The sequence below is a fragment of the Enterovibrio qingdaonensis genome, from assembly GCF_028683135.1.
Classification (GTDB): domain Bacteria; phylum Pseudomonadota; class Gammaproteobacteria; order Enterobacterales; family Vibrionaceae; genus Enterovibrio; species Enterovibrio qingdaonensis.
Genome location: NZ_JAJUBB010000011.1, coordinates 96,552 through 116,613, shown reverse-complemented (window position 1 = coordinate 116,613; position 20,062 = coordinate 96,552). Strand labels below are relative to the sequence as shown.

Annotated in this window: 15 protein-coding genes; 12 read left to right on the top strand and 3 right to left on the bottom strand. The window is 47.9% G+C overall.

From position 1 onward, the window contains the following. Position 1: 1 nt before the first annotated feature. From LRP49_RS15640 to LRP49_RS15610, 7 genes are all read left to right on the top strand, one after another. Positions 2-1,636 carry a dihydroxyacetone kinase subunit DhaK gene (locus LRP49_RS15640; protein ID WP_274143238.1) on the top strand — a complete coding sequence of 545 codons (1,635 nt, stop codon included), beginning with the start codon at positions 2-4 and terminating at the stop codon, positions 1,634-1,636. Positions 1,637-1,663: 27 nt separating this feature from the next. Further along, positions 1,664-2,746 carry a glycerol dehydrogenase gene (locus LRP49_RS15635; RefSeq protein WP_274143237.1) on the top strand — a complete coding sequence of 361 codons (1,083 nt, stop codon included), beginning with the start codon at positions 1,664-1,666 and terminating at the stop codon, positions 2,744-2,746. A gap of 172 nt (positions 2,747-2,918) precedes the next feature. Further along, positions 2,919-4,715 (top strand): helix-turn-helix domain-containing protein, encoded by a 1,797-nt coding sequence (locus tag LRP49_RS15630; RefSeq protein WP_274143236.1) that lies wholly within the window; start codon positions 2,919-2,921, stop codon positions 4,713-4,715. Between the two features lie 9 nt (positions 4,716-4,724). Further along, on the top strand, positions 4,725-6,416 hold the full coding sequence (locus LRP49_RS15625; RefSeq protein WP_274143235.1) for a sigma 54-interacting transcriptional regulator: 1,692 nt from the start codon (positions 4,725-4,727) through the stop codon (positions 6,414-6,416). 529 nt (positions 6,417-6,945) lie between these two features. Continuing rightward, positions 6,946-8,106: an N-acetylneuraminate epimerase gene (locus LRP49_RS15620; protein WP_274143234.1), complete on the top strand. Its 1,161-nt coding sequence runs from the start codon at positions 6,946-6,948 to the stop codon at positions 8,104-8,106. A gap of 261 nt (positions 8,107-8,367) precedes the next feature. Further along, positions 8,368-8,658 (top strand): hypothetical protein, encoded by a 291-nt coding sequence (locus LRP49_RS15615; protein WP_274143233.1) that lies wholly within the window; start codon positions 8,368-8,370, stop codon positions 8,656-8,658. 92 nt (positions 8,659-8,750) lie between these two features. Beyond that, positions 8,751-9,062, top strand: coding sequence for an antibiotic biosynthesis monooxygenase family protein (locus LRP49_RS15610; RefSeq protein ID WP_274143232.1), 312 nt, complete (start codon positions 8,751-8,753; stop codon positions 9,060-9,062). Positions 9,063-9,128: 66 nt separating this feature from the next. Here the strand turns inward: LRP49_RS15610 and LRP49_RS15605 are convergent, their stop codons facing one another. The 3 genes from LRP49_RS15605 to LRP49_RS15595 form a co-directional block, all read right to left on the bottom strand. Next, complete coding sequence (locus LRP49_RS15605; RefSeq protein WP_274143231.1) at positions 9,129-11,231, bottom strand: TonB-dependent hemoglobin/transferrin/lactoferrin family receptor; 2,103 nt, start codon at positions 11,229-11,231, stop codon at positions 9,129-9,131. Between the two features lie 311 nt (positions 11,232-11,542). Continuing rightward, positions 11,543-12,154 (bottom strand): response regulator transcription factor, encoded by a 612-nt coding sequence (locus tag LRP49_RS15600; RefSeq protein WP_274143230.1) that lies wholly within the window; start codon positions 12,152-12,154, stop codon positions 11,543-11,545. Then, positions 12,151-13,857 carry a sensor histidine kinase gene (locus LRP49_RS15595; RefSeq protein ID WP_274143229.1) on the bottom strand — a complete coding sequence of 569 codons (1,707 nt, stop codon included), beginning with the start codon at positions 13,855-13,857 and terminating at the stop codon, positions 12,151-12,153. The genes LRP49_RS15600 and LRP49_RS15595 overlap by 4 nt, the downstream gene beginning before the upstream one ends. A 400-nt stretch (positions 13,858-14,257) precedes the next feature. Between LRP49_RS15595 and LRP49_RS15590 the strand changes: the two genes are divergently transcribed. The 5 genes from LRP49_RS15590 (at position 14,258) to LRP49_RS15570 (ending at position 20,058) form a co-directional block, all read left to right on the top strand. Further along, positions 14,258-15,244, top strand: coding sequence for a sulfurtransferase (locus LRP49_RS15590; RefSeq protein ID WP_274143228.1), 987 nt, complete (start codon positions 14,258-14,260; stop codon positions 15,242-15,244). Between the two features lie 118 nt (positions 15,245-15,362). Continuing rightward, positions 15,363-17,156, top strand: a complete 1,794-nt coding sequence (locus LRP49_RS15585; RefSeq protein ID WP_274143227.1) for an FAD-dependent oxidoreductase — start codon at positions 15,363-15,365, stop codon at positions 17,154-17,156. Beyond that, positions 17,153-17,923, top strand: a complete 771-nt coding sequence (locus tag LRP49_RS15580; protein WP_078753152.1) for a heterodisulfide reductase-related iron-sulfur binding cluster — start codon at positions 17,153-17,155, stop codon at positions 17,921-17,923. The genes LRP49_RS15585 and LRP49_RS15580 overlap by 4 nt, the downstream gene beginning before the upstream one ends. Before the next feature lie 147 nt (positions 17,924-18,070). Beyond that, a complete protein-coding gene (locus tag LRP49_RS15575) occupies positions 18,071-18,748 on the top strand; it encodes a TVP38/TMEM64 family protein (protein WP_274143226.1) in 678 nt (225 codons plus the stop codon). A 161-nt stretch (positions 18,749-18,909) separates the two neighbouring features. Beyond that, the gene (locus tag LRP49_RS15570; RefSeq protein ID WP_274143225.1) at positions 18,910-20,058 is read left to right on the top strand and encodes an ABC transporter substrate-binding protein; all 1,149 of its coding nucleotides are present in this window, start codon (positions 18,910-18,912) and stop codon (positions 20,056-20,058) included. Positions 20,059-20,062: the final 4 nt, after the last annotated feature.

Sequence of the window (20,062 nt, the reverse complement as noted above, 5' to 3'; positions counted from 1 at the left end):
CGTGGCTGAACTGATTATCAACAAAAAAGAATCTTGGGTGTCGGACTCTATCGACGGCACGCTGTATACCCAACGTCTGGGTAACCTAGTAAAACTTGATTTCAACAACGATATCAAGGTGATTGCACGTAACGATTGGAACAAAGACAAAGTCGCGATCATCTGTGGTGGTGGCTCAGGCCACGAGCCAGCGCATGCGGGTTTCGTTGGTAAAGGCATGTTGACTGCGGCAGTTTGCGGTGACTTGTTTGCTGCACCTAGTGTTGATGCAGTCCTGAACGCCATTGTTCATGTAACGGGCGAAAAAGGCTGTCTGGTTATCATCAAAAACTACACCGGTGACCGTCTGAATTTTGGTTTGGCGTGTGAGAAAGCCAAAGAAATGGGCTACGACGTTGAACTGGTTATCGTAAACGATGACATTTCTATTCCAAATAACCCGAAACCACGTGGTATTGCGGGTACCTTGTTTGTCCATAAAGTGGCGGGTCATTTCGCAGAGCAAGGCGCGTCACTGGCTGATGTAAAAGCAGCAGCACAAAAAGCAATTGATAACACCGCGAGTATCGGTATTGCGCTGACCAGTTGTTCACTGCCAGGCGACAACAGTGAAAGCCGCATCGCACGCGGTAAAGCAGAGTTGGGTCTGGGCATTCACGGTGAGTCAGGTATTGAAACTATCGACGTTGCAGAATGCCGCGATTTCGTTGCGCTGATGTCTGACAAGTTACTGGAAGCTCGCCCAAGTACTGAACACGCCGTACTGATCAACAATCTTGGCGGCCTGTCTCCAATCGAGATGAACGTGGTAGCAAAAGCCGTTGTTGAATCGGGTCTGGGTGAAGGCGCAGAGAGCTTTGTTGGTCCTGCTGCTTTGATGACAGCCATCGACATGAAAGGCTTCTCGTTGTCCCTTCTGCGTCTTGATGATGAAATGCGTGCCGCTCTAGCGTCAGAAACAGTGACGGAAGCATGGCCGGGTATCATCGCGAAACGTGCTTGCCCTGTGGTTGCATGTGAAAACAAAGCCGCAAAAATTGACTACACCCCAAGCCAAAACGACGCCGTTGCAACAGCAGTTCGCACTGTATGTGGCACCTTGATTGATTTGGAATCTGAACTGAACCGCTTGGATGCGATTGTGGGCGACGGTGACACTGGTTCAACGTTCGCAGCTGGCGCACGAAAAGTGCTGGCTGAGCTGGATGCAAACAACTTGCCGTTGAATGAGCCTTCAACCCTGTTGAACGTGGTAGCCGAGAAGCTAACGAGCGTGATGGGTGGTTCTTCAGGCGTTCTACTTTCCATCTTCTTCACCGCCGCTGGCCGCCACTTGGCAACAAGCAATGACTTGGTTGCAGCTTTGCAAGACGGTCTTGCACGCATGATGCAATACGGCGGCGCGAAACCAGGCGACCGCACCATGATTGATGCACTGTTCCCGGCGTTTAACGCGTGGGCGGAGCAAGGTCTGGAAGGTGCTGCAATCGCAGCACGTGAAGGTGCTGAAGCGACAGCAACCATGCTGAAAGCGAACGCAGGACGCTCTTCTTATCTAAACAGCGACAGCCTGAACGGCACCAAAGATCCAGGTGCATTTGCGGTTGAAAGTGTATTCGCTTCATTGACTAAATAACACGAATTAAGAATAGGAAAGTCACTCATGGACAAAATTATTATCTCTCCAAGCAAGTACATCCAAGGCGAAGGCGCACTGGCTAACATCGGCAAATACGTTTCAACCTTCGGTTGCAAACCGTTTGCTATCGCGGACGACTTTGTGATGGCGTTGACGCAAGACACGGTTTGCACCAGCTTCGCGGCGAATGACATGTCAGTCCAGATGGAACGTTTCAACGGCGAATGTTCTCGCCCTGAAATTGAGCGTTTGCTTGCATTGGCAGAAGGTATCGAAGCGGATGTGATCATCGGCCTCGGTGGTGGTAAAACGCTGGATACCGCAAAAGCGATCGCGTTCTATGCAAAACGCCCAGTGGTTGTTGTTCCAACTATCGCTTCAACCGATGCGCCAACCTCAGCACTGGCAGTTATCTACACACCAGAAGGTGAGTTTGCAGAGTACCTGCTGTTCCCATCAAACCCGAACATGGTGATCATGGACACTGCAATCATCGCGAAAGCACCTGCACGTTTGCTGGTGGCAGGCATGGGGGATGCATTGTCTACGTGGTTTGAAGCGCGTGCAAATATGACCTCTGGCAAGGCAACCATGGCGGGCGGCGCACCAACGCGTTCAGCACAAGCACTGGCGAAACTGTGCTACGAAACCCTGCTCGCTGATGGCCTGAAAGCGAAAGTGGCGGTAGAAAATGGTGTGTCTACCAAGGCGGTTGAGAACATCATCGAAGCGAACACTTACCTGAGCGGCATCGGCTTTGAATCAAGCGGTCTGGCGGGTGCACACGCAATCCACAACGGTTTGACCAAACTGGAAGAGTGTCACCACCTTCTGCACGGTGAGAAAGTGGCGTTCGGTACGCTGGTTCAACTGGTTCTGGAAAACGCTGACTACGAAGAAATCCAAACGGTTATCGGCTTCTGTCGCAGCGTGGGACTGCCAACAAACCTGCATCAAATGGGTGTTGAAGAGTTGGACAATGACAAGTTGATGGAAGTGGCTGCTGCGTCTTGTGCAGAAGGTGAAACCATCCACAACATGCCTTTCCCAGTGACGGCTGAGAAAGTGTTTGCGGCGATTCTGACTGCGCACCAATTGGGTCAGTAATGCGCTGATTTAAAATAGAAAAAACCTCGGTACTGCGTAGTGGTGCCGAGGTTTTTGATTAGCGTCAAAATGCATGCATTTTAGCTGTTCAAACCTCTCACTATTGCCATAACGCGATATGTAATAAAAACCCACGTATTACAATGATTTGTCTTTAATTCGAGTTGTAAATATGCGTCGTTCCGGTGACCGTTATAAGAAGTGGCAACTTCACACACAAAACCATTGGCCAAACAGAAAAGAAATACAGGAACCTTTGGTTCAATCGTGGTGGGAAGACCGCGAACTTTGTGCATTTGATTGGCAAATTCAGAAAAAACCTGCTGCAGAGTTACTCCTGAACAATCGAAACGGTGCGAGTAGTTATCTCGATTACTTATTCAGTGCAGATTTGCTCTCACAATTAGGTGATGGCGCGGCATGGTGTCTGTTAGATAATCAGGGTGTTGTGTTGTCGTTGCTGGCGTCACCTTCAGTACGTCCACTGATTGAAGAACGTGGGATCAGTGAAGGTTTTAGCTTCGCGAAGGCGGATGTGGGCACAACGGCATTTTCATTGGCGCAATCCAAAACTGACAGTGCTTTGGTGTATTGCTACGAGACGTATAAAAAATCGCTGCATGTCTTTGCTTCTGTTTGTGTACCTGTCAAAAACGATACCCGCGGCTATTTTCTGATGGCGTTGTTTGATGAAGAACACGAGAAGAATCTGGTGATGACACAGGCCAGATTGGAAAGGCTGGTGCGTTACCCTTCAGAAAATCTCTCAAAAGTCGCCCTCTACAGCAATATTCTGGATGCATTGCCACAGATGATATTTGTGCTTAGTGAGGACGGTAAGCTCAAGTACCGAAACGAAGAAGCAAAGCGAAATTCAACCGCAGTCGGCATTTTGGTGGAAGGAATCACGGCATTTACATTTACCGATATGATGCAGGCGACGGACGAACCACTAAACCGGACTTTACCGTCAATGCGTGTTTCGATGAGAGTTGAAAAGCGTACTCAGGGTACTGATGTACTTTGTTTTGTGACCGTCAAATCTGAATCAATCAATGATGACACGTGGAAATATCGCGTTGTCGGCCAGTGTTTAGGAAAAGACAGTTTTCTCGATAAAGCCATAGCGCAAAGGGCCAAAGGCGGGTTAAGACTGTTTCTAACATCAGACGTGGGGGCTGGCGAGCAGTATGTTGTTAGATATATAGCCCAGCATTTTAGCGAGAAAACACGTCACACTTTGGATTGCATGGCGGGTTTCTCAGGTAAAAGCGCGTCAGAAGCAGCAAAAATACAATTTATTAATCATCTGCAGAATGCCAACGGCCATGTTCTGTGTATCGAGAACATCCATGCACTGGCCACAGATCTGAAAAGTACCTTATTAAAGTTCTTGTCGACAGGTTTAATCACCGATCATGACAGCTGTGTCGTGCCGCTTAATATCGAGCTTGTTTGTTGCTCGTCGCCACGTTTTGATTGGCAGGAAAGTCGGATCAGCCGTTTGTTGTTCCTCATGCTTTCGGGGATGCAATTGGATCTCAAACCCTTGTCGTCAGACCAAGCGAAAGTCGATGTGGCACTGGATTTGGCGTTGGAACAGCTCAATCTTCGTGAAGGGAAGCATTACGTTGTCGATCTCATCGCCAGAGATGCATTACTGAATTATCGATGGCCGGGCAACTACTTAGAGCTATTTCAAGTCGTCGAAAACGCGGCACTGCGCTGTGTAAATGACACCTTATCGCTTGAAGACTTACCAGAAAGAATGAAACAGAAATCAGAGGTTGGCAGCGGGTTTGCCAACATCATTGAAGCCGAAAGAAACGCCATCATCGTCGCGTGGCGAGAGAATGGCGGTCGAGTTACGCGCGTTGCGAATGCACTCGGTTTAAGCCGCACAACGTTGTGGCGAAAAATGAAAAAACTAGAACTAGATCGTCAGGGCTTGGTCGAAGGAAAATACTAAGGATAAACCATGGTTGCACTACATTACGGCATTGCGGAAGCACGGCTGGAAGGCGTTAAATCGCCAGGGATGATTAAGGATTTCATTCGCGTGATGACCAAAATCGGACATCTTCCGATGGGCATGGAAGGCGTGTTTGTTCTCTTTAGCCACGAGTTTGTCAGTCTGTCTCTACGTGGCAACAAAGACATAAAATTAGAAATTGAAGCCCATTCATTGGCGGTAGGCAGCTATTGGTCTCCGGAAACGCTCGGTCTTCAAGATTCTGAAAGCTTGCGCATTGGAAACCTCAAATCGTTGTCTATTCAGAGTGTGCCTGTGGTAGACCCAGAGTCAGGTGTATTGGGGTATGTTGCTTATATTCATTCCGACAGTGAGGCTGTTAAAACAGCAGAACTGACGTTAATGGTACTGACTGAATACCTGATTGAAACAGGCATGGGACGTCGTCACCGTTTTGAAGATGAAATCAATAAACGTTTCGTGGAACAGAGTCAGGCTTGTTTTCTCGTCATTGATAATGAGCATTTTATTACCTACGCAAGCCCAGAATTCTATGATCAGTTCAATTCCAGCGCGCAAGAAATTGTGAATGGAAACTTGTTCGAGTACTTCCTGTTTCCGCCGAAAATAAAAGTACAGATCCACGAAGGGCAGGTGATAGACGGCGAAAATGTTGATTTCGATTATTCGGGCAACCTTAAACAACTCAGTGTGTCGGTAAATGCGCTTGATAATTCACACCGCGTGATTCGATTCTTGCCTATCCAGTCATCGCGTGCGAAGACAGATAAAAATCACCGCTTGGTGTCGACGCTAGACCGCTTTCAAACTCAATCACCGGCGATGCAGCGTGTTGTCAATGCAGCAAAAGAGTCAATCAAAGGCACGTCTCCCATTTACATCATGGGGGAAGAGGGAACGGGAAAACGCAGCTTAGCACTGACCATTCATAATTCCTGTGAACGCTACCGCGAGGGGCCTTTCATTGCCGTTAATCTCCATTCAGTGAAGAAAGAAGATCTGTCTACTTTGCTCCTTGGCAATGAAGAAGAAGGTTCTAAATCAAAATTTGAAATGGCAAATGGCGGCACGCTTTATATCGAACGGATTGATTTGTTACCGGGTGTATTGCAAGCAGCTCTGACGCACATCATCCTGACAAAAACGCTGTTTGACATTAACACCAATAAATCCATCAGCTTGAATTTCAGGCTAATAACCAGCTCAATTAAGCCGTTGGAGGATCTGGTGCATGAGCGTCGGTTCTGTCCATCGTTGTATTACTACCTTACGGGTGCATCACTGATTCTGCCGAATCTCCAGCATCGCATGGAAGATATTCCCATGTTTGTTGATCGCAAACTGGGGGACTTGTATGGCGGCCGAGAAGACATTGATGAAAACCTGCGTCAATTGTTGGTAGAGCATGCGGCGAATCGCACGTGGATAGGGAATATCTCTGAACTGGCGAAATGGATTGAACATACATTCTTGCATCGAGACAGCGTGCTACTTGATGCATCGGCGGTTGATGCAATGGCGGTGGTAGCAACACCTATCCAGCCATTGGATGACATTGAGAAGCGGGAAATTGCGAACGCCCTTGCCGTATTAAACCGTAAGTATATCGATGTGGCTGATCAGTTAGGGATCAGTCTTTCCACCCTTCGCAGAAAGATTGCTAAGTACGATTTATAAAGATTGACGCCATATTGAGAAGCACTCTCTTACTGAGAGGCTTCTCTTAGCTATAAAGTGCTCCTCAAACGCACGTTGTGACACCTCTTTCGTTTCATCCACTGGCTCGACAATTTTTCTACGAGTAGGTCCATTTATACCGCGTCTTTACGCTGCATTTTCGTGACATGGCTTCATGCTGACCAGATCCTTTAGCATTGACAGCTGTTTTTTTGATGACTTTTCGTGGCGCAGATCTCCATTGTGAAAATATGCATTTGAAGTAATACTCCGCTGCGTTTAATTTAGTCATATTAACAGTGTCGTGAGGTGCGATAAGTTTAAATAACAAATCAGTTTCTTAATAAAGTATGGAAAGCGTTAACACCTAGGAATGTATTTTTCATGATAGTGAGAAAATGCATATTTTCGGGTTTTTAACGTAAGCCAAATATCAAACTAAAAATAAAATATCAGTGCGTATGCCTTCGTTGGCAGGTTATGTCTCGCATTAACATTTAGCTATCTGTTTTTCGCAAGGAATATAGAAATGAATAAGGTGAAACCATTAACTTCTGCTCTTTTAGCCCTTCCTTTTCTCGCCGCTTTTTCAGTTTCTGCACATGCTAATCAAGCTTGGCCCGACTTGCCTGACGGCGTAAAAAATGGCGTGGGTGCGCAAATAGAATCCAAAATTTATGTCGGTCTCGGGTCAATGGGCAAACAATTTTATATGCTTGATTTGGAGCAGCTTGATAAAGGCTGGCAAAAACAAGCAGACTTTTCTGGCCCAGCGCGTGATGGCGCGACTGCAAGCGTGATAGGCGATGATATTTATATTTTTGGTGGTTCTGGAAAAGTAGACAGCAACGCCAAATCGCCCATTGTGTTTGATAGCGTGTACCGCTTCGATGCAGATGCAAATTCATGGTCTGAAGTGGCGACCAAAGCCCCTGTGGGTTTATTAGGTGCGGCATCTTACTCTCCGGATGACGAACAAATTCTCTTTTTTGGCGGCTACAACAAAGGGAAGTTTGACCAATACCTTCATGACGTGCTGACGACCGACTCAAAAGAGGAGCCAGAGAAATGGCAGAAAATTGTCAGTGACTTTATGGGTATGAAACCGACGGATTACCAATGGAACCGTCAGGTACTCAGTTACACCCCATCAACCAATGAATGGCAAGATTTGGGTGCTTCGCCGTACTTACCAAACTGCGGTGCCGCATTAGTTGTTGACGATGAAAACGCGTTATTGATCAGCGGTGAAATTAAGCCCGGTTTACGCACAGCGGAAGTGAAATCCTATCATTTCGGTGAGGCTCAACCTTGGCTAAGTGAACATCCATTGCCAACACCAAGCTCACAGCCACAGCAAGAAGGGGTGGCGGGTGCTTTTGCTGGCTTCAGTAACGGGGTTGTACTCGTTGCTGGCGGTGCGAATTTCCATGGCGCAAAACTCACATTTGATAAGGGCAATATGTTCGCGCATAACGGCTTGCCAAAAGCCTTTAACGCAGAAACCTACGTGTTTGCAGACGGTGCGTGGAAGCAAGACGTCAACCTCAAAGAGCCTTTGGCGTATGGTGTGTCCTTCTCCATTGATGACGGGATTTTAATGGTTGGCGGCGAAAACCCAGACAGTTCCGCGAGTCCTAAAGTCACCAAATTGGCGTGGAATGGTAAACATGTGGAGCAACAGGATTAGCGCGTTTTTTAACGGATAAATTTTTTCTTCACGTCTAAAAGCTCGGACACTGGATGTCTGAGCTTTTTTTATGAACCCACGCTAAGGGCCAAGCGATTGATGTTTAATTGATAGTTTTACATTTAGGTACACGTTAAATTGCAGAACGAAACTCAAATTTATTATTGTCGCTTTATTGTTGGCGTCTCCATTGCTAGGTTGGGAGCTTGCTATTACCTTTTCGCGCAAGCACCGTTTTAATAGCAAAGGGATGAAGAAAATATGGATATTTGGGCTTTATTGCTACTCGGTGGCGGTGCGCTGTTTTACTTCTTTGTGTTGTATTCGAAGCCTCAGGATGAGGACTGGAAGAAACTCCCGACATTGGAAGAGTATTTGGCGGCGAATCCAGAGTGCAGGGTAGAGGACCCTCAGTTGGCTAAATGTCGTCATTGTGGTTCGGAGAAGATCGTTTTCCAAACTTTGACAGGAGTGGCGTCAGACCCGCGCTTTAAATATATCTGTGTTTCCTGCAAGAAAGTGCTTTATCGCGACAAATCCCTCATGTCTTAATCCATCCGATATTTAGTTTAATACGCTAAATTGACGCTATTCAGGTTCATTCGGGCCTGAATGCGTTTATATCTAGATGAAAAGGAATTCACATGATCGCAAGGGAATGGAAGGCCCGTTGTCCCAAACAACATGAACAAGGTTTTGTCGACTATCTCTATGAGACGGGCGTGAAGGAGACCTCAGAAACAGAGGGATTTCTCGGGGCGCAGATATTCAACCGAGATCTCGGCGACCAAGCTGAGATCACCCTCATTTCCTATTGGAAAACCCTTGAATGTATTCAAGCGTTCGCTGGGGAAAATATTGGTATTGCAAAGCTATATCCGGAAGATGACAAGTACGAACTGGATCCGGATAGGCATGTGAACCATTATGAAGTGGTAGAAAACCGCTGGGTTTAATTGTTACGGATTAACCAAAAGCCCAGCATAGTCGCTGGGCTTTTTATTGAGCTACGTTCGTGAAGATTAGAAGTCGTATTTGGCGGTAATGGCCCAATTACGCTTCGGCTGGGTGAGGTCTTTGTTCTCGCTGGTGGCACCGCGAACATCGTTCCAGTGGTAGTACTCTTCGTCGGTGAGGTTAAAGATACCTGCGCGAAGCGTGAGATCTTCCATGGGTTTGTAGTAGGCCGTCAGATCAACAACGGTTGCGCTTGATAGCGGCAAAATGTCGTCTCCGTTGATCTCGCTGCCTGATTTGGCGGCGGTGTAACTGACATTCAGTGTCGAGCCCCAGTGCTTTTCAGAGTCGTAGCTAACGCCAGCGACAATGTTCCATGGGTTCACACTGTTAAGCGGGTTACCTTCGCCATCTTCGCCTTCGGTATAAGCAGCAGCGACGCGAGAGCTAAAGCCTTCCACCGGCATAAAGCCATTCCAAGACAGACTGTTCGAGGCTTCGATACCTTTGATTGTTGCTTTACCAATGTTAACAGACTTGAAGACGGCAGGGTCCACAACAGGAATGAACCTGCCCGATACTTGCTGTCTTTCGATGAAGTTATCGTAGTCGCTGTAGAAGATGGCCACTTCGCTGCTTGCCGTGCGGTTGTTGTGACGCCAGCCAAGCTCATAAGAAACACTCTTCTCCGCTTCCAGCTCTGGGTTCGGCTTATTGACGTAACCGTGCGTTGGATTGCCAAAGGAGTAATACAACTCTTGGAAATCGGGCGCGCGGAAGCCTTGGCTGATTTGCGCAAAGAGACGATGTTCTTCGTTAAGCGCATAAACGGTGCCCAATCTCGCTGTGAACGCGGAATCGGAAAAGTCGCTGTATTCATCTTCTGGGTTCTGGCTTGGGTTGTCAGACGATGAACCGGGGCTCGTTTTGAAATTGTCATAACGAATGCCCGGTGTAACCGTCCATTTCCCAAACGACATTTCGTCTTGAATAAAGAAACCATAGCGGCGTTCAGTCGCCGAAGGGATGTAGAAAATCTCTTTATCTGAACCCACGGTGTTGTATTCACTGTTGGTGTTCTTAATGTCTTTGTCCGTAAGGGATGCACCGTAAACGATATAGTGTTCAACGCTGCCAACGGTCAGGAACTTATCCAATTGAAGGTCGAATTGAAAACCCTCGTCAGAATAGATGTAGTCTTTGCGTTGCTGGTTACTTGTCGCGGTGTTGATTCGATTGGTAATGCTGTTTTCGTCTTTGCTCAGCCAATCAAATTGCCAAGTGAGCGTATCGACAGCAGCGACGTTTACGTCCCAGATATGCTTAATGCCAAGTTGGTACTGCTTTGTATCATCGCTGCCAATAACATCGGTATAGCGTTGCCCACGAATGACGGTATCAGGCAAATTTGTATCGCCGTTCTTGTTGATATAGCTGCCATTGAACTCAAGGCGGTGCGCATCGTTAAGTTGGTACTGCAACTTGACCAGAAGGTTGTCAGCATCGTTATCTTGCTGGTCGGGCTCACCAAAGTTTTTCACTTCTTTGCCATCGCGGCGGGTATAAGCCACCAAAGACTCTAAATCGCCGTTGCGACTTGCTAGCGCAACGGACTCGCTGAAGGTTTCGTCTGACGAGGAATAGTTGAACTTGGCGTGGCCACCAAAATCACTGTCTTTGAGGAAATCAGCAGGGTCTTTTGTTTCGAAGGCAACGATACCGCCGATCGCGTCGGAGCCGTGTAATGAAGAGGCCGCGCCTTTAACGACTTCAACGGCTTTTAGCAGGTCAGTGTCAACGTCAACACGTGCTGAGTTAATAAAGCTGTTACCGGACTCGAATTGGTTACCTAGCGCGACGCCATCAACCAGTACTTTGATTCGGTTACCTTCGATACCGCGGATATTGATACTTTGTACGCCTTGGCGCGAGTTGGTTTCGACCGTAACGCCAGGTGTGTACTTGAAGAGATCCTCCAAGCCCGTGATCATTTCTTCTTCAATTTGTTGTTCACCAATCACAGTGACAGATGCTGCTGTATCTTGAATTTGTGTGTTGGTACGCGTGGCAGAGACAACGACTTCGTCAAAAGTGATTGGCTCTTCGGCGTTGACTCCCGAAGAAAGGGCTAAAAGAATGGATGCCGAGAGAAGAGACTTTTTACACATTGAATTTACCGCCTTTAATCCATGTTAAGCATTAAAACGGGCATCATCCTATATAATACTAATGATAATTACTATCATTATCGTTAAGATTTATGCTTATTTGTATTCGAATTGTGTGTACTTAGATGGGCTTTATTTCTTATATAACAGTAAATTAACGAGAGTTTCCCCCTCCTGTTTATTTGATGTTTTGTTTCAAATATGGGATGTGGGTCGAACACGCCCACAAAGGTGAGGGACGTTGATTTCAAATGCTTGATGAGAAAACGGGGACTGAAGAGGTGGCCAAATAGCCACCCTTTAAAGAGAGATTAAAGCTTGTTTTGTTGGATAAGATGGCTGAGCCGAAGGACGAGATCGGCCACGTTTGTCGCTTCAAATTTCTTCATCATGTTTGCGCGATGAACTTCAATGGTACGCAGTGAAACACACAAGGTTGTCGCCATTTGTTGGTTAGTTTGGCCTTTCAGCACTTCTTTCAAAACCGACTTTTCACGCTCTGTCAGGCTATAAAACTTGTTTTCAACGCCCACATGGTTTGCACGTTGAAATGAATGGGTTAGGGCCTTTTCAATTGCCTTAACCAGCAAATCACCGTCGACGGGTTTTTGAAAGAAATCGACCGCTCCGTCTTTTAATGCATCAACTGCCATCGGTACGTCACCATGGCCAGTAAGAAAAATGATAGAAAGGGGACTGCGTGTTTCGTTCAGTACCGCTTGTAGCTCCTGACCGCGCATTTCGGGCATACGGCTATCTAGCACAATACAACCTGGCTGCGTGGTGTCGACGTGCTCTAGAAAAGCAGTGGCCGATGCAAAGTCTTTGATATTTAGACCATAGCTTTCCAGCATAAATACCAAAGATTCGCGCACGGAATCTTCATCATCGACGATGTATATCAAACCATCTGTGTTGCTCATTCTTGTTCTTCTCGTTGAATAGGTATGATAACGGTAACTTCGCAGCCGTGAGGTTTTGTTGGCTGCATGATCAGGTGGCCTTTGTGGGCCTCTATAACTTCTCGACAAATGGGTAGGCCGAGACCCAAACCATCGTCTTTCGTGGTGTAGAAAGGTTCCTTAACTTCGGTAACGCTGGCAGCTAAACCGATGCCATTATCTTGCACGCGAATAACCACTTCGTTGAGGCCGTACAGCAGCTCAACATTCACCGTCGGGTTGTGGTTGCAGCCAGTGTTTTCCAAGCATGCATCCTTGGCATTTCGCAGCAGGTTCAACATGACTTGTTGCATGCCAATGATGTCGAATTGCCCCTGTTGAGGTACGCCGTCAATGGACAGGTCAAGGTGGATATTTTTCGCCTTGAAGTCATATTCGATGAGCGCAATGGACTCTCGTACAAAATCAGCAGGGTCGCAGGTCACGTAGTCAGTAGGCGTTTGTTTGATCAAGCCACGTAAACGTTGAATGATACCGCTAGCAACGGTGACTTGATGCTGGATTTTGCCTAACACTGGGGCCAGATCTTCCGGGCTCATACCTTGATCTAATCGGCGGATCACGCCTTCCGAATAATTCTTTATAGTCGAAAGTGGCTGGTTAATTTCATGGGCAATGCTGCTACCTAACTCACTAACAATCATGGTGCGTTGGGCGTGCTCTAGCATTGAGTTTCGCTCTTGAAGTTCGAACAAGGTATTTTCAAGTTGTCGTTTACTGCGATTGAAATGAAACTCCACCCAGACGTGATAAATGCTCATCATGACAAAGACAAACACGCAGGCGAATGCAATCAGCTTATTGTTTTCCAGCCATTGGTAAAGCATCTCTTGTTTGCTTTTTTGCAACGGATGAATATCGAGGTGTTTGAATACCTTATCAACCGACACAGGGCTTGCTGGCAGTGTCCAGCCAACATTGCCTGCCGAGAATGCGGCATCGGCATCGGCGGGCATGTCGAGTAAGGCTTGGGTAACTTTCTTACCTATTTCGTTAGATGCACGTTCTGTTTTGGCAAAGGTCCAGTTGGGGTAGACACCCGTCGAGACATCACATACAGAGTCATAGGGATTGCGTCTTTCCAGTACACGCACATCAGTGCGGTTGATAAGACCTTCTTTGGTCATGTTCTCGAGCGTACAGGCGGGGACAATGGCGACATCTAAGTCACCTTCTAGGACATCATAAAGCAGCTTGTCAGTCGGTGGCCCTGTAAAACGGATGTTCTCGTAGAAATCAGCGTTGAAGTAGCGTCGCTTATCAAGTTCGTAACGGAAGGCAAGGAATCCGCCGAACGCTTTTTCCGAAACGGCTGCGATATTCGCGTGTTTAATATCTCGCAAATAAAAGTACGGAGAGTCTCTGTGCACAACCACCACGGAAGCAATGGAATGGGTGGCATTAGAACTGTAAGGCGTTTTTTGAGTGGCTAGCCAATTAAGCTGGTATTCACGCGCAATACGGGTGGCCTGACCGGGACTCGTTAACAGGAAGTCGAGTTGGTTGTGTTTAAACGCATCGTCGAGTTCATCAAAGTCATAAGTGTGAAGGTCGAAATATACACCCGGAATCTGAGTCGACAGCCAATCGAGTGTCGGTTGCCACGATTTTTTTGCATGATCGTCTCCGCGAAGGGCTAAGACGCCGACATCGTAATGTTGCATCGTATCGGCTTGTGCTGGGCAAACGCATATACAGCAAAGCGTGATAATTGATAGGAACACCGTCTTGATAGCAACGAGGGGTGTTAAGCGCATGAAATACTGGAACAAGGGGCCGCTAAAAAATCTTAATCTGACAGGCGCGCATCATACCTGATAAATACCCAAACAATAGGGTGCTTTAGATCAAACTTTTGAACTTATTGTGGTAAACCACAATATCCCCACTTTTTCTAATGTCACACAATCCGTGCCACAGGCTCAGAGCAGCCTATTTGCGAATTTTTGTGTGATGTTTCGCTGGCACCAACTATAAACAATAAAGCCGACATGCCGACCTCACACCACCGATTTCAAATTGCCTGTTGAAGGCGCAAACTTTACACAAAATTGGATGTTAGTAATGAAGAAATCGACTGTTGCAATCGGTGTGGTTGCGGCTGTGTTGGCAGGTGGCTATGTTGCCTACAACACTATGTTTGGTGCAGAAGCCGTACAAGTAAGTGCTGAAGCGTTAGACCAAAAATTCGCAGAATACTCAAATCCAGAAGCGTTTGTGTCTGCACAAGAGCTGAAAGGCCTGATGGACAAAGGCGAGAACGTGGTTGTCATTGGCGCGCTGAACCCAGTGAAGCCAGATGCGCCTATCTCTGGTTCTTTTTCTATGTGGCGTGGTGACTACTCTGCGGCAGAAGGCGAATACGCTTATGACGGTATGCGCAACTCTGTAGAAGACATGGAAGCTCTGCTGAGCAAGTTTGGTGCAAACACTGACACCACTATCGTTGTTTACGCAGCAAACGCACACCACGACGCTGCTCGCCTGTTCTGGCAAATCAAAAACCTTGGTCACGATAACGTTCGCTACCTTGACGGTGGTTTGAATGCATGGATTGGTGAAGGTTACCCAACCGGTGATGCGAACCCTACCGTCGTGGCAACCGATTACGATGCACCAGCACCACAAGTCGAAGAGTCTGCACTTGCAACTCTGGACATGGTTCTGGCGGCGCAAAACGCACAAGATTGGGTGATCATCGACACCCGTGGTCAGGAAGAATTTGACGGTACGACTACCGTAGGCGGCGCATTTGGTCCTGGTACCATTCCTGGCAGCGTTCACATCAACTGGACGAAAGCACTGAACGCCGACACCACGCTGAAATCAGCAGAAGAGCTACAAGCTCTGTACGGCGATGTCATCAAAGACAAGAAAGTGATCGCGTACTGCCAATCTGGTGTGCGTTCAGCACACACCATGATGGTTCTGGAAGAAGTTCTGGGTGCACAAGACGTCTACAACTATGACGGTTCTTGGATTGAATATAGCTACGCCCACTACGAACAAAAACGCGAAGACGTAAACGTTCAGAACGGCGCGAAAGGCTAATAACCCCCCACATTTGATGTCGCAGCGGTAATGACTGCGACATTCATGGGCTCGGTTATTCAAGAGGGCAAATAAAGCCCCGCACAACAGAATTTTAAAAACTGGAACTATAAAAATAATGAACAATGTCATTTTTAGCCAAAAGCTATACGACGCGGCGCAGAACGTTGTCGATGGCTGTATGGGCGATGCCGATCCGGCGTGTCAAACAGCTTGTCCAATGCACACTGATGTTAAGCAGTACGTGCGTCTGGCAGGTGAAGGTAAATATCAGGAAGCGTTAGACGTTATTCGCGGCAAACTTTTCCTACCTCAAACACTGGGCCGCATTTGTGCGCACCCTTGTGAAGCGGCGTGTCGTCGTCAAACAGAATACGGTCAAGCAATCAGCGTAGCGGGTATCAAACGCTTTGTTGCAGAGAAGATGGACAACCAGGAAAACTGGGATCTGGCTATCTTGAACCCGACCGGTAAGAAAATTGCGATTGTGGGTGCTGGCCCTGCGGGTGCACAAGCTGCAATCGAACTGCGTCGTAAAGGCCACGAAGTGACTATCTTCGAAAAACTCGACGTTTACGGCGGCATGATGCGTGTCGGTATCCCTGAATACCGTCTGCCACGCAATGTTATCGATTTCGAATACAGCTACCTGAACATGCTGGGTATTGAAACCAAGTTCGGCGTAGAGATCGGTAAAGACATCTCATTTGAAGAACTACGTAACACGCACGATGCAGTTGTACTGGCGCACGGTGCACACGTTGGTTCAATCATCCCACTTCCGGGTCACAAAGCAGAAGGCGTTTTCTCTGCAGTTGAGTACCTGAAAGAAGTGTCTGAAACTCGCGCATTCCCACGTTCTGGTAAGCGTGTCATGGTTATCGGCGGCGGCGACGTTGCAATGGACTGTGCGCGTTCTTCTTGGCGCATCGGTTGCGACGAAGTTTACCAGTGTTCACTGGAAGCGATGGACGCACTGCCAGCAAGCCACATTGAAATTGAAGAGTCGCTGGAAGAAGGCGTTGTGTTCAACGCGGGCTGGGGTCCAGTTTCTATCGAAGAACAAGACGGCAAAGTCGTGTCTATCACCCTGAAGCGCGTTCTGTCTATTTTCGATGAGCAAGGCAACTTCGCGCCAAGCTACAGCGATGAAACCCGCACTATCGAAGTCGATACTGTTCTGTTCGCAACAGGTCAGATCGTAGCAGATATCACTGGCGGCGCACTGGAGCAAACCCGTGGCGGTCGTTACGTAGTGGATAAAAACACGCTGGCAACGTCTATGGAAGGCGTATACGTGGCAGGTGATGCAGCTGGCGGCAACATTGTTATCGAAGCAATGGCACTTGGCCGTAAAGCAGCAATGAGCATCGAGCGTCAATTCGCAGGTCGTCCTTTGGAAGAAGGTCGCGACTTCGTTGAAGAATACAGCTACAAGTCTCGTCTAGACATCCCATTGCCAAAAGGCACGACCGATGTACCTCGTCTACACGGCGAACTGCGTGATGCAGAAGTGCGCAAGCGTGACTTCGCTCAGGTAGACCTTGGCTTTACCCAAGAACAAATCAAGCAAGAATCAGCGCGCTGCCTGCAGTGTACCTGCAAGCTGTGTATGAGCGAGTGCATCATGATGAACGACTTCGGCGACTGTCCGAAGACTCTGTTCGGTGATTTCGTCACTAAGAAAGAGATGGATCCACTGTTGGCATACTCCTGTAACGCCTGTGACCAGTGCACCATCGTTTGCCCGAAAGATTACCCAATGAAGGAAATCTTCCTGGGTGCGCGTATTGACTTTGTTAACGCTAACAACGGTGAATCACCGATGAAAGGCCACAAGGCAATCAATATGCACCAGAAACTGGGCTTCTCGAAACTCTTCACAATGGCTAAACGCGCGGTAACCAAATAATGAGCAAAGTATTTATGCCAGGCTGTAGCCTGCCGTCTTATTCGCCAGAAGGTGTAGCTGCGATTGCACAACACCTGAAAAACGTATTTCCAGAAATGGGCGCGGTTCAAAAGTGCTGTGGTAAACCAACAGCGGCAGTAGGCCAATACGAAAAATTTAAAGAGCGTTACGGTCAGCTGCAAGCGGACTTTGACAAGCTGGAAGCTGAAGAAGTGATCGTGGCATGTCAGAGCTGCTACGGCATGATCAAGAAATCTGGCGGTACACAAAAGCCAGTTTCTCTGTGGAAACTTCTGCCAGAAATCGGCCTGCCACCAGAATTGGTTGGCAAAGCAAAAGACAGTGACGTGGTATTCACCATTCACGATTCTTGCTCAACCCGCTACGAGCGCGAACTGCAAGACGGTATCCGTTGGATCCTGAACGAGCTGGGCTACAAAACCGCTGAGCCTGAGCACACACGTGAAAACACGCGTTGTTGTGGCTTCGGCGGCATGGTTGTTCCTGCTAACCCAGGCGTCGCTACTCGCGTTGTTCAACGCCGTGTAGATGAGTTTGAAACTGACTTCGTTGTTGTTTACTGCTCAGCTTGTCGCGCGTCAATGATGGGTGTTGGCACCAAGTCTTGGCACATCCTGGATCTGGTATTCGGCCCAGTTGTTATGCAAAACAGCGAGCCACCAGTGAACGTGCTGGCAAGCCCTGCGAAAGCATGGTTCAACCGCTACAAATCAAAAGCTGGCCTGATTAAGTGCATGTCAGTGTGATTTAAAGAAGTCGCTGAGAAGAAAACTCATACGCACTATGACAGGGTCGAGGTTGTCTCCCTCGGCTCTTCCTCAGCGCGCTTCTTTCCCCCTTTGGTTAACGCCTCTGGGCTTAAAGAATTTCAAAATATTTTCAGGTAAATCATCATGAAATTTCTAAAAATCGGTATCGCGCTGCTGGTTGTAGCGTTAGCACTTTTCGCGGCAAAGCAAACGGGCATTCTTGAAATCATCACTGACATCAAGAGCCTGCAAGAGTGGATCGCAAGCTTCGGCGCATTAGGTTACGTTGTTTTCGTTGCGGCATTCGTGTTTGCATGTGTGTTCTTGCTGCCTGGCAGTGCGTTCACCATCGTAGCGGGTATCGTATTCGGCCCAATCAAAGGCGGTATTCTGGCTCTGTTCTCGGCGACGCTGGGCGCAGTAGTTGCATTCGTTGTTGCACGTTTCTTGCTGCGCAATACCATCATGAAGAAGTTTGGTGACAACCCAATCTTTAAGAAAATTGATGACGGTGTAGCGCAAAACGGTACCAGCTTCCTGATCCTGACCCGTCTGGTTCCTGTGTTCCCATTCAGCCTGCAAAACTACGCGTACGGTTTGACCAGCCTGAACCTAGGTACTTACGCTCTGGTTTCTTTGGTCACCATGGCACCGGGTGCATTTATCTTTGCTTACATGGCAGGTGACATTGCAACCAACGGTGTGTCTGCAATGCTGCTGGTGAAATTCGCCGCTGCAGGTCTGGTGCTGTTTGGCATGTCTCTGATCCCGAAATACATTGCCAAGAAGAAAGGCATTGATATGGCAGAACTGTCGAAATAACTTGCGCTGGATAGCGAAGTGAATATTGTATCGTCCCCTGCTTAATGTAGGGGGCGATTTTCGCGTTTCGGGGGGCCGGAAAAGTGGTGGTTTCAAAGAGCAAATTTTTGGCCAAACCCACTTTGATGGGAATGCAAAAAAATACATAAGAACAACGCGCTATGAAAAAACTGATTTCTGCGATAGCGATGCTCTCTGCGTCGTTTTCAACGCTCGCAATGGACCCAACAAACTGGCAACAGGTGGAAGCCGATGCCGAGGGTCAGCACGTCTATTTCCATGCCTGGGGTGGTAGCCAAGAAATTAACCGCTATATCCATTGGGCGAAGAAAGAACTTCAACGTCGTTACGACGTCACGCTTCATCACGTCAAAGTCACCGATATTTCTGAAACCACCACGCGACTGATTGCTGAAAAAGCAGCAGGGAAAGAAGAGGGTGGCAGCGTTGATCTGATTTGGGTTAACGGAGAAAACTTCAAATCGCTCAAAGATAACAAGATGCTGTTTGGTCCGTTTGCTGAGTCTTTACCAAGCTGGCAATACGTGGACACAAATCTGCCTGTGACCGTTGATTTCTCTGAGCCGACAGAAGGGCTTGAGGCACCGTGGGGCATGAGTCAATTGGTCTTCATTCACGACACGGAAGAATTGCCGAACCCACCTCGCAGTTACGCAGACATGTTGAATCACGCCAAGGTGAACCCAAACCGCCTGACGTACCCGCGTCCGCCGGAATTTCATGGCACCAGTTTCCTGAAATCGCTGCTGATTGAACTTTCTTCAAACGATCCGCGTTTGCAACAACCGGTTTCTGAGGCGGATTATGCTGCGGTAACAAAACCGCTGTGGGATTACTTGAATGAATTCCACACCGTCGCGTGGCGTGGTGGCAAACAGTTCCCATCGGGCACAGCGGAAACCTTGCAATTGTTGGATGACGGCCAAATTGATTTAGCCATTACGTTCAACCCAAATGCCGTGTATGCCGCGCATGCGTCGGGCAATTTGGCGGAATCTACCGTCGCGTATGCGATGGACTCCGGTGCGTTGTCGAACATTCACTATCTGGCTGTGCCTTGGAATGCCAATGCAAAAGCCGCAGCGTTAGTGACTGCTAACTTCCTGCTGAGCCCTGAAGCGCAATCGCGTAAAGGTAACATCTACATCTGGGGTGATCCTTCCGTGTTGAAGTCTGAGTTCCTTTCTGGCTCAGCAAAAGAAAACAAAGCGTTTAAGTCAGTACAGGAAACACACCCAAGCTGGCAAAACGCCATTGAGAAAGAGTGGCTGCAACGTTATGGAAGCTAATTGC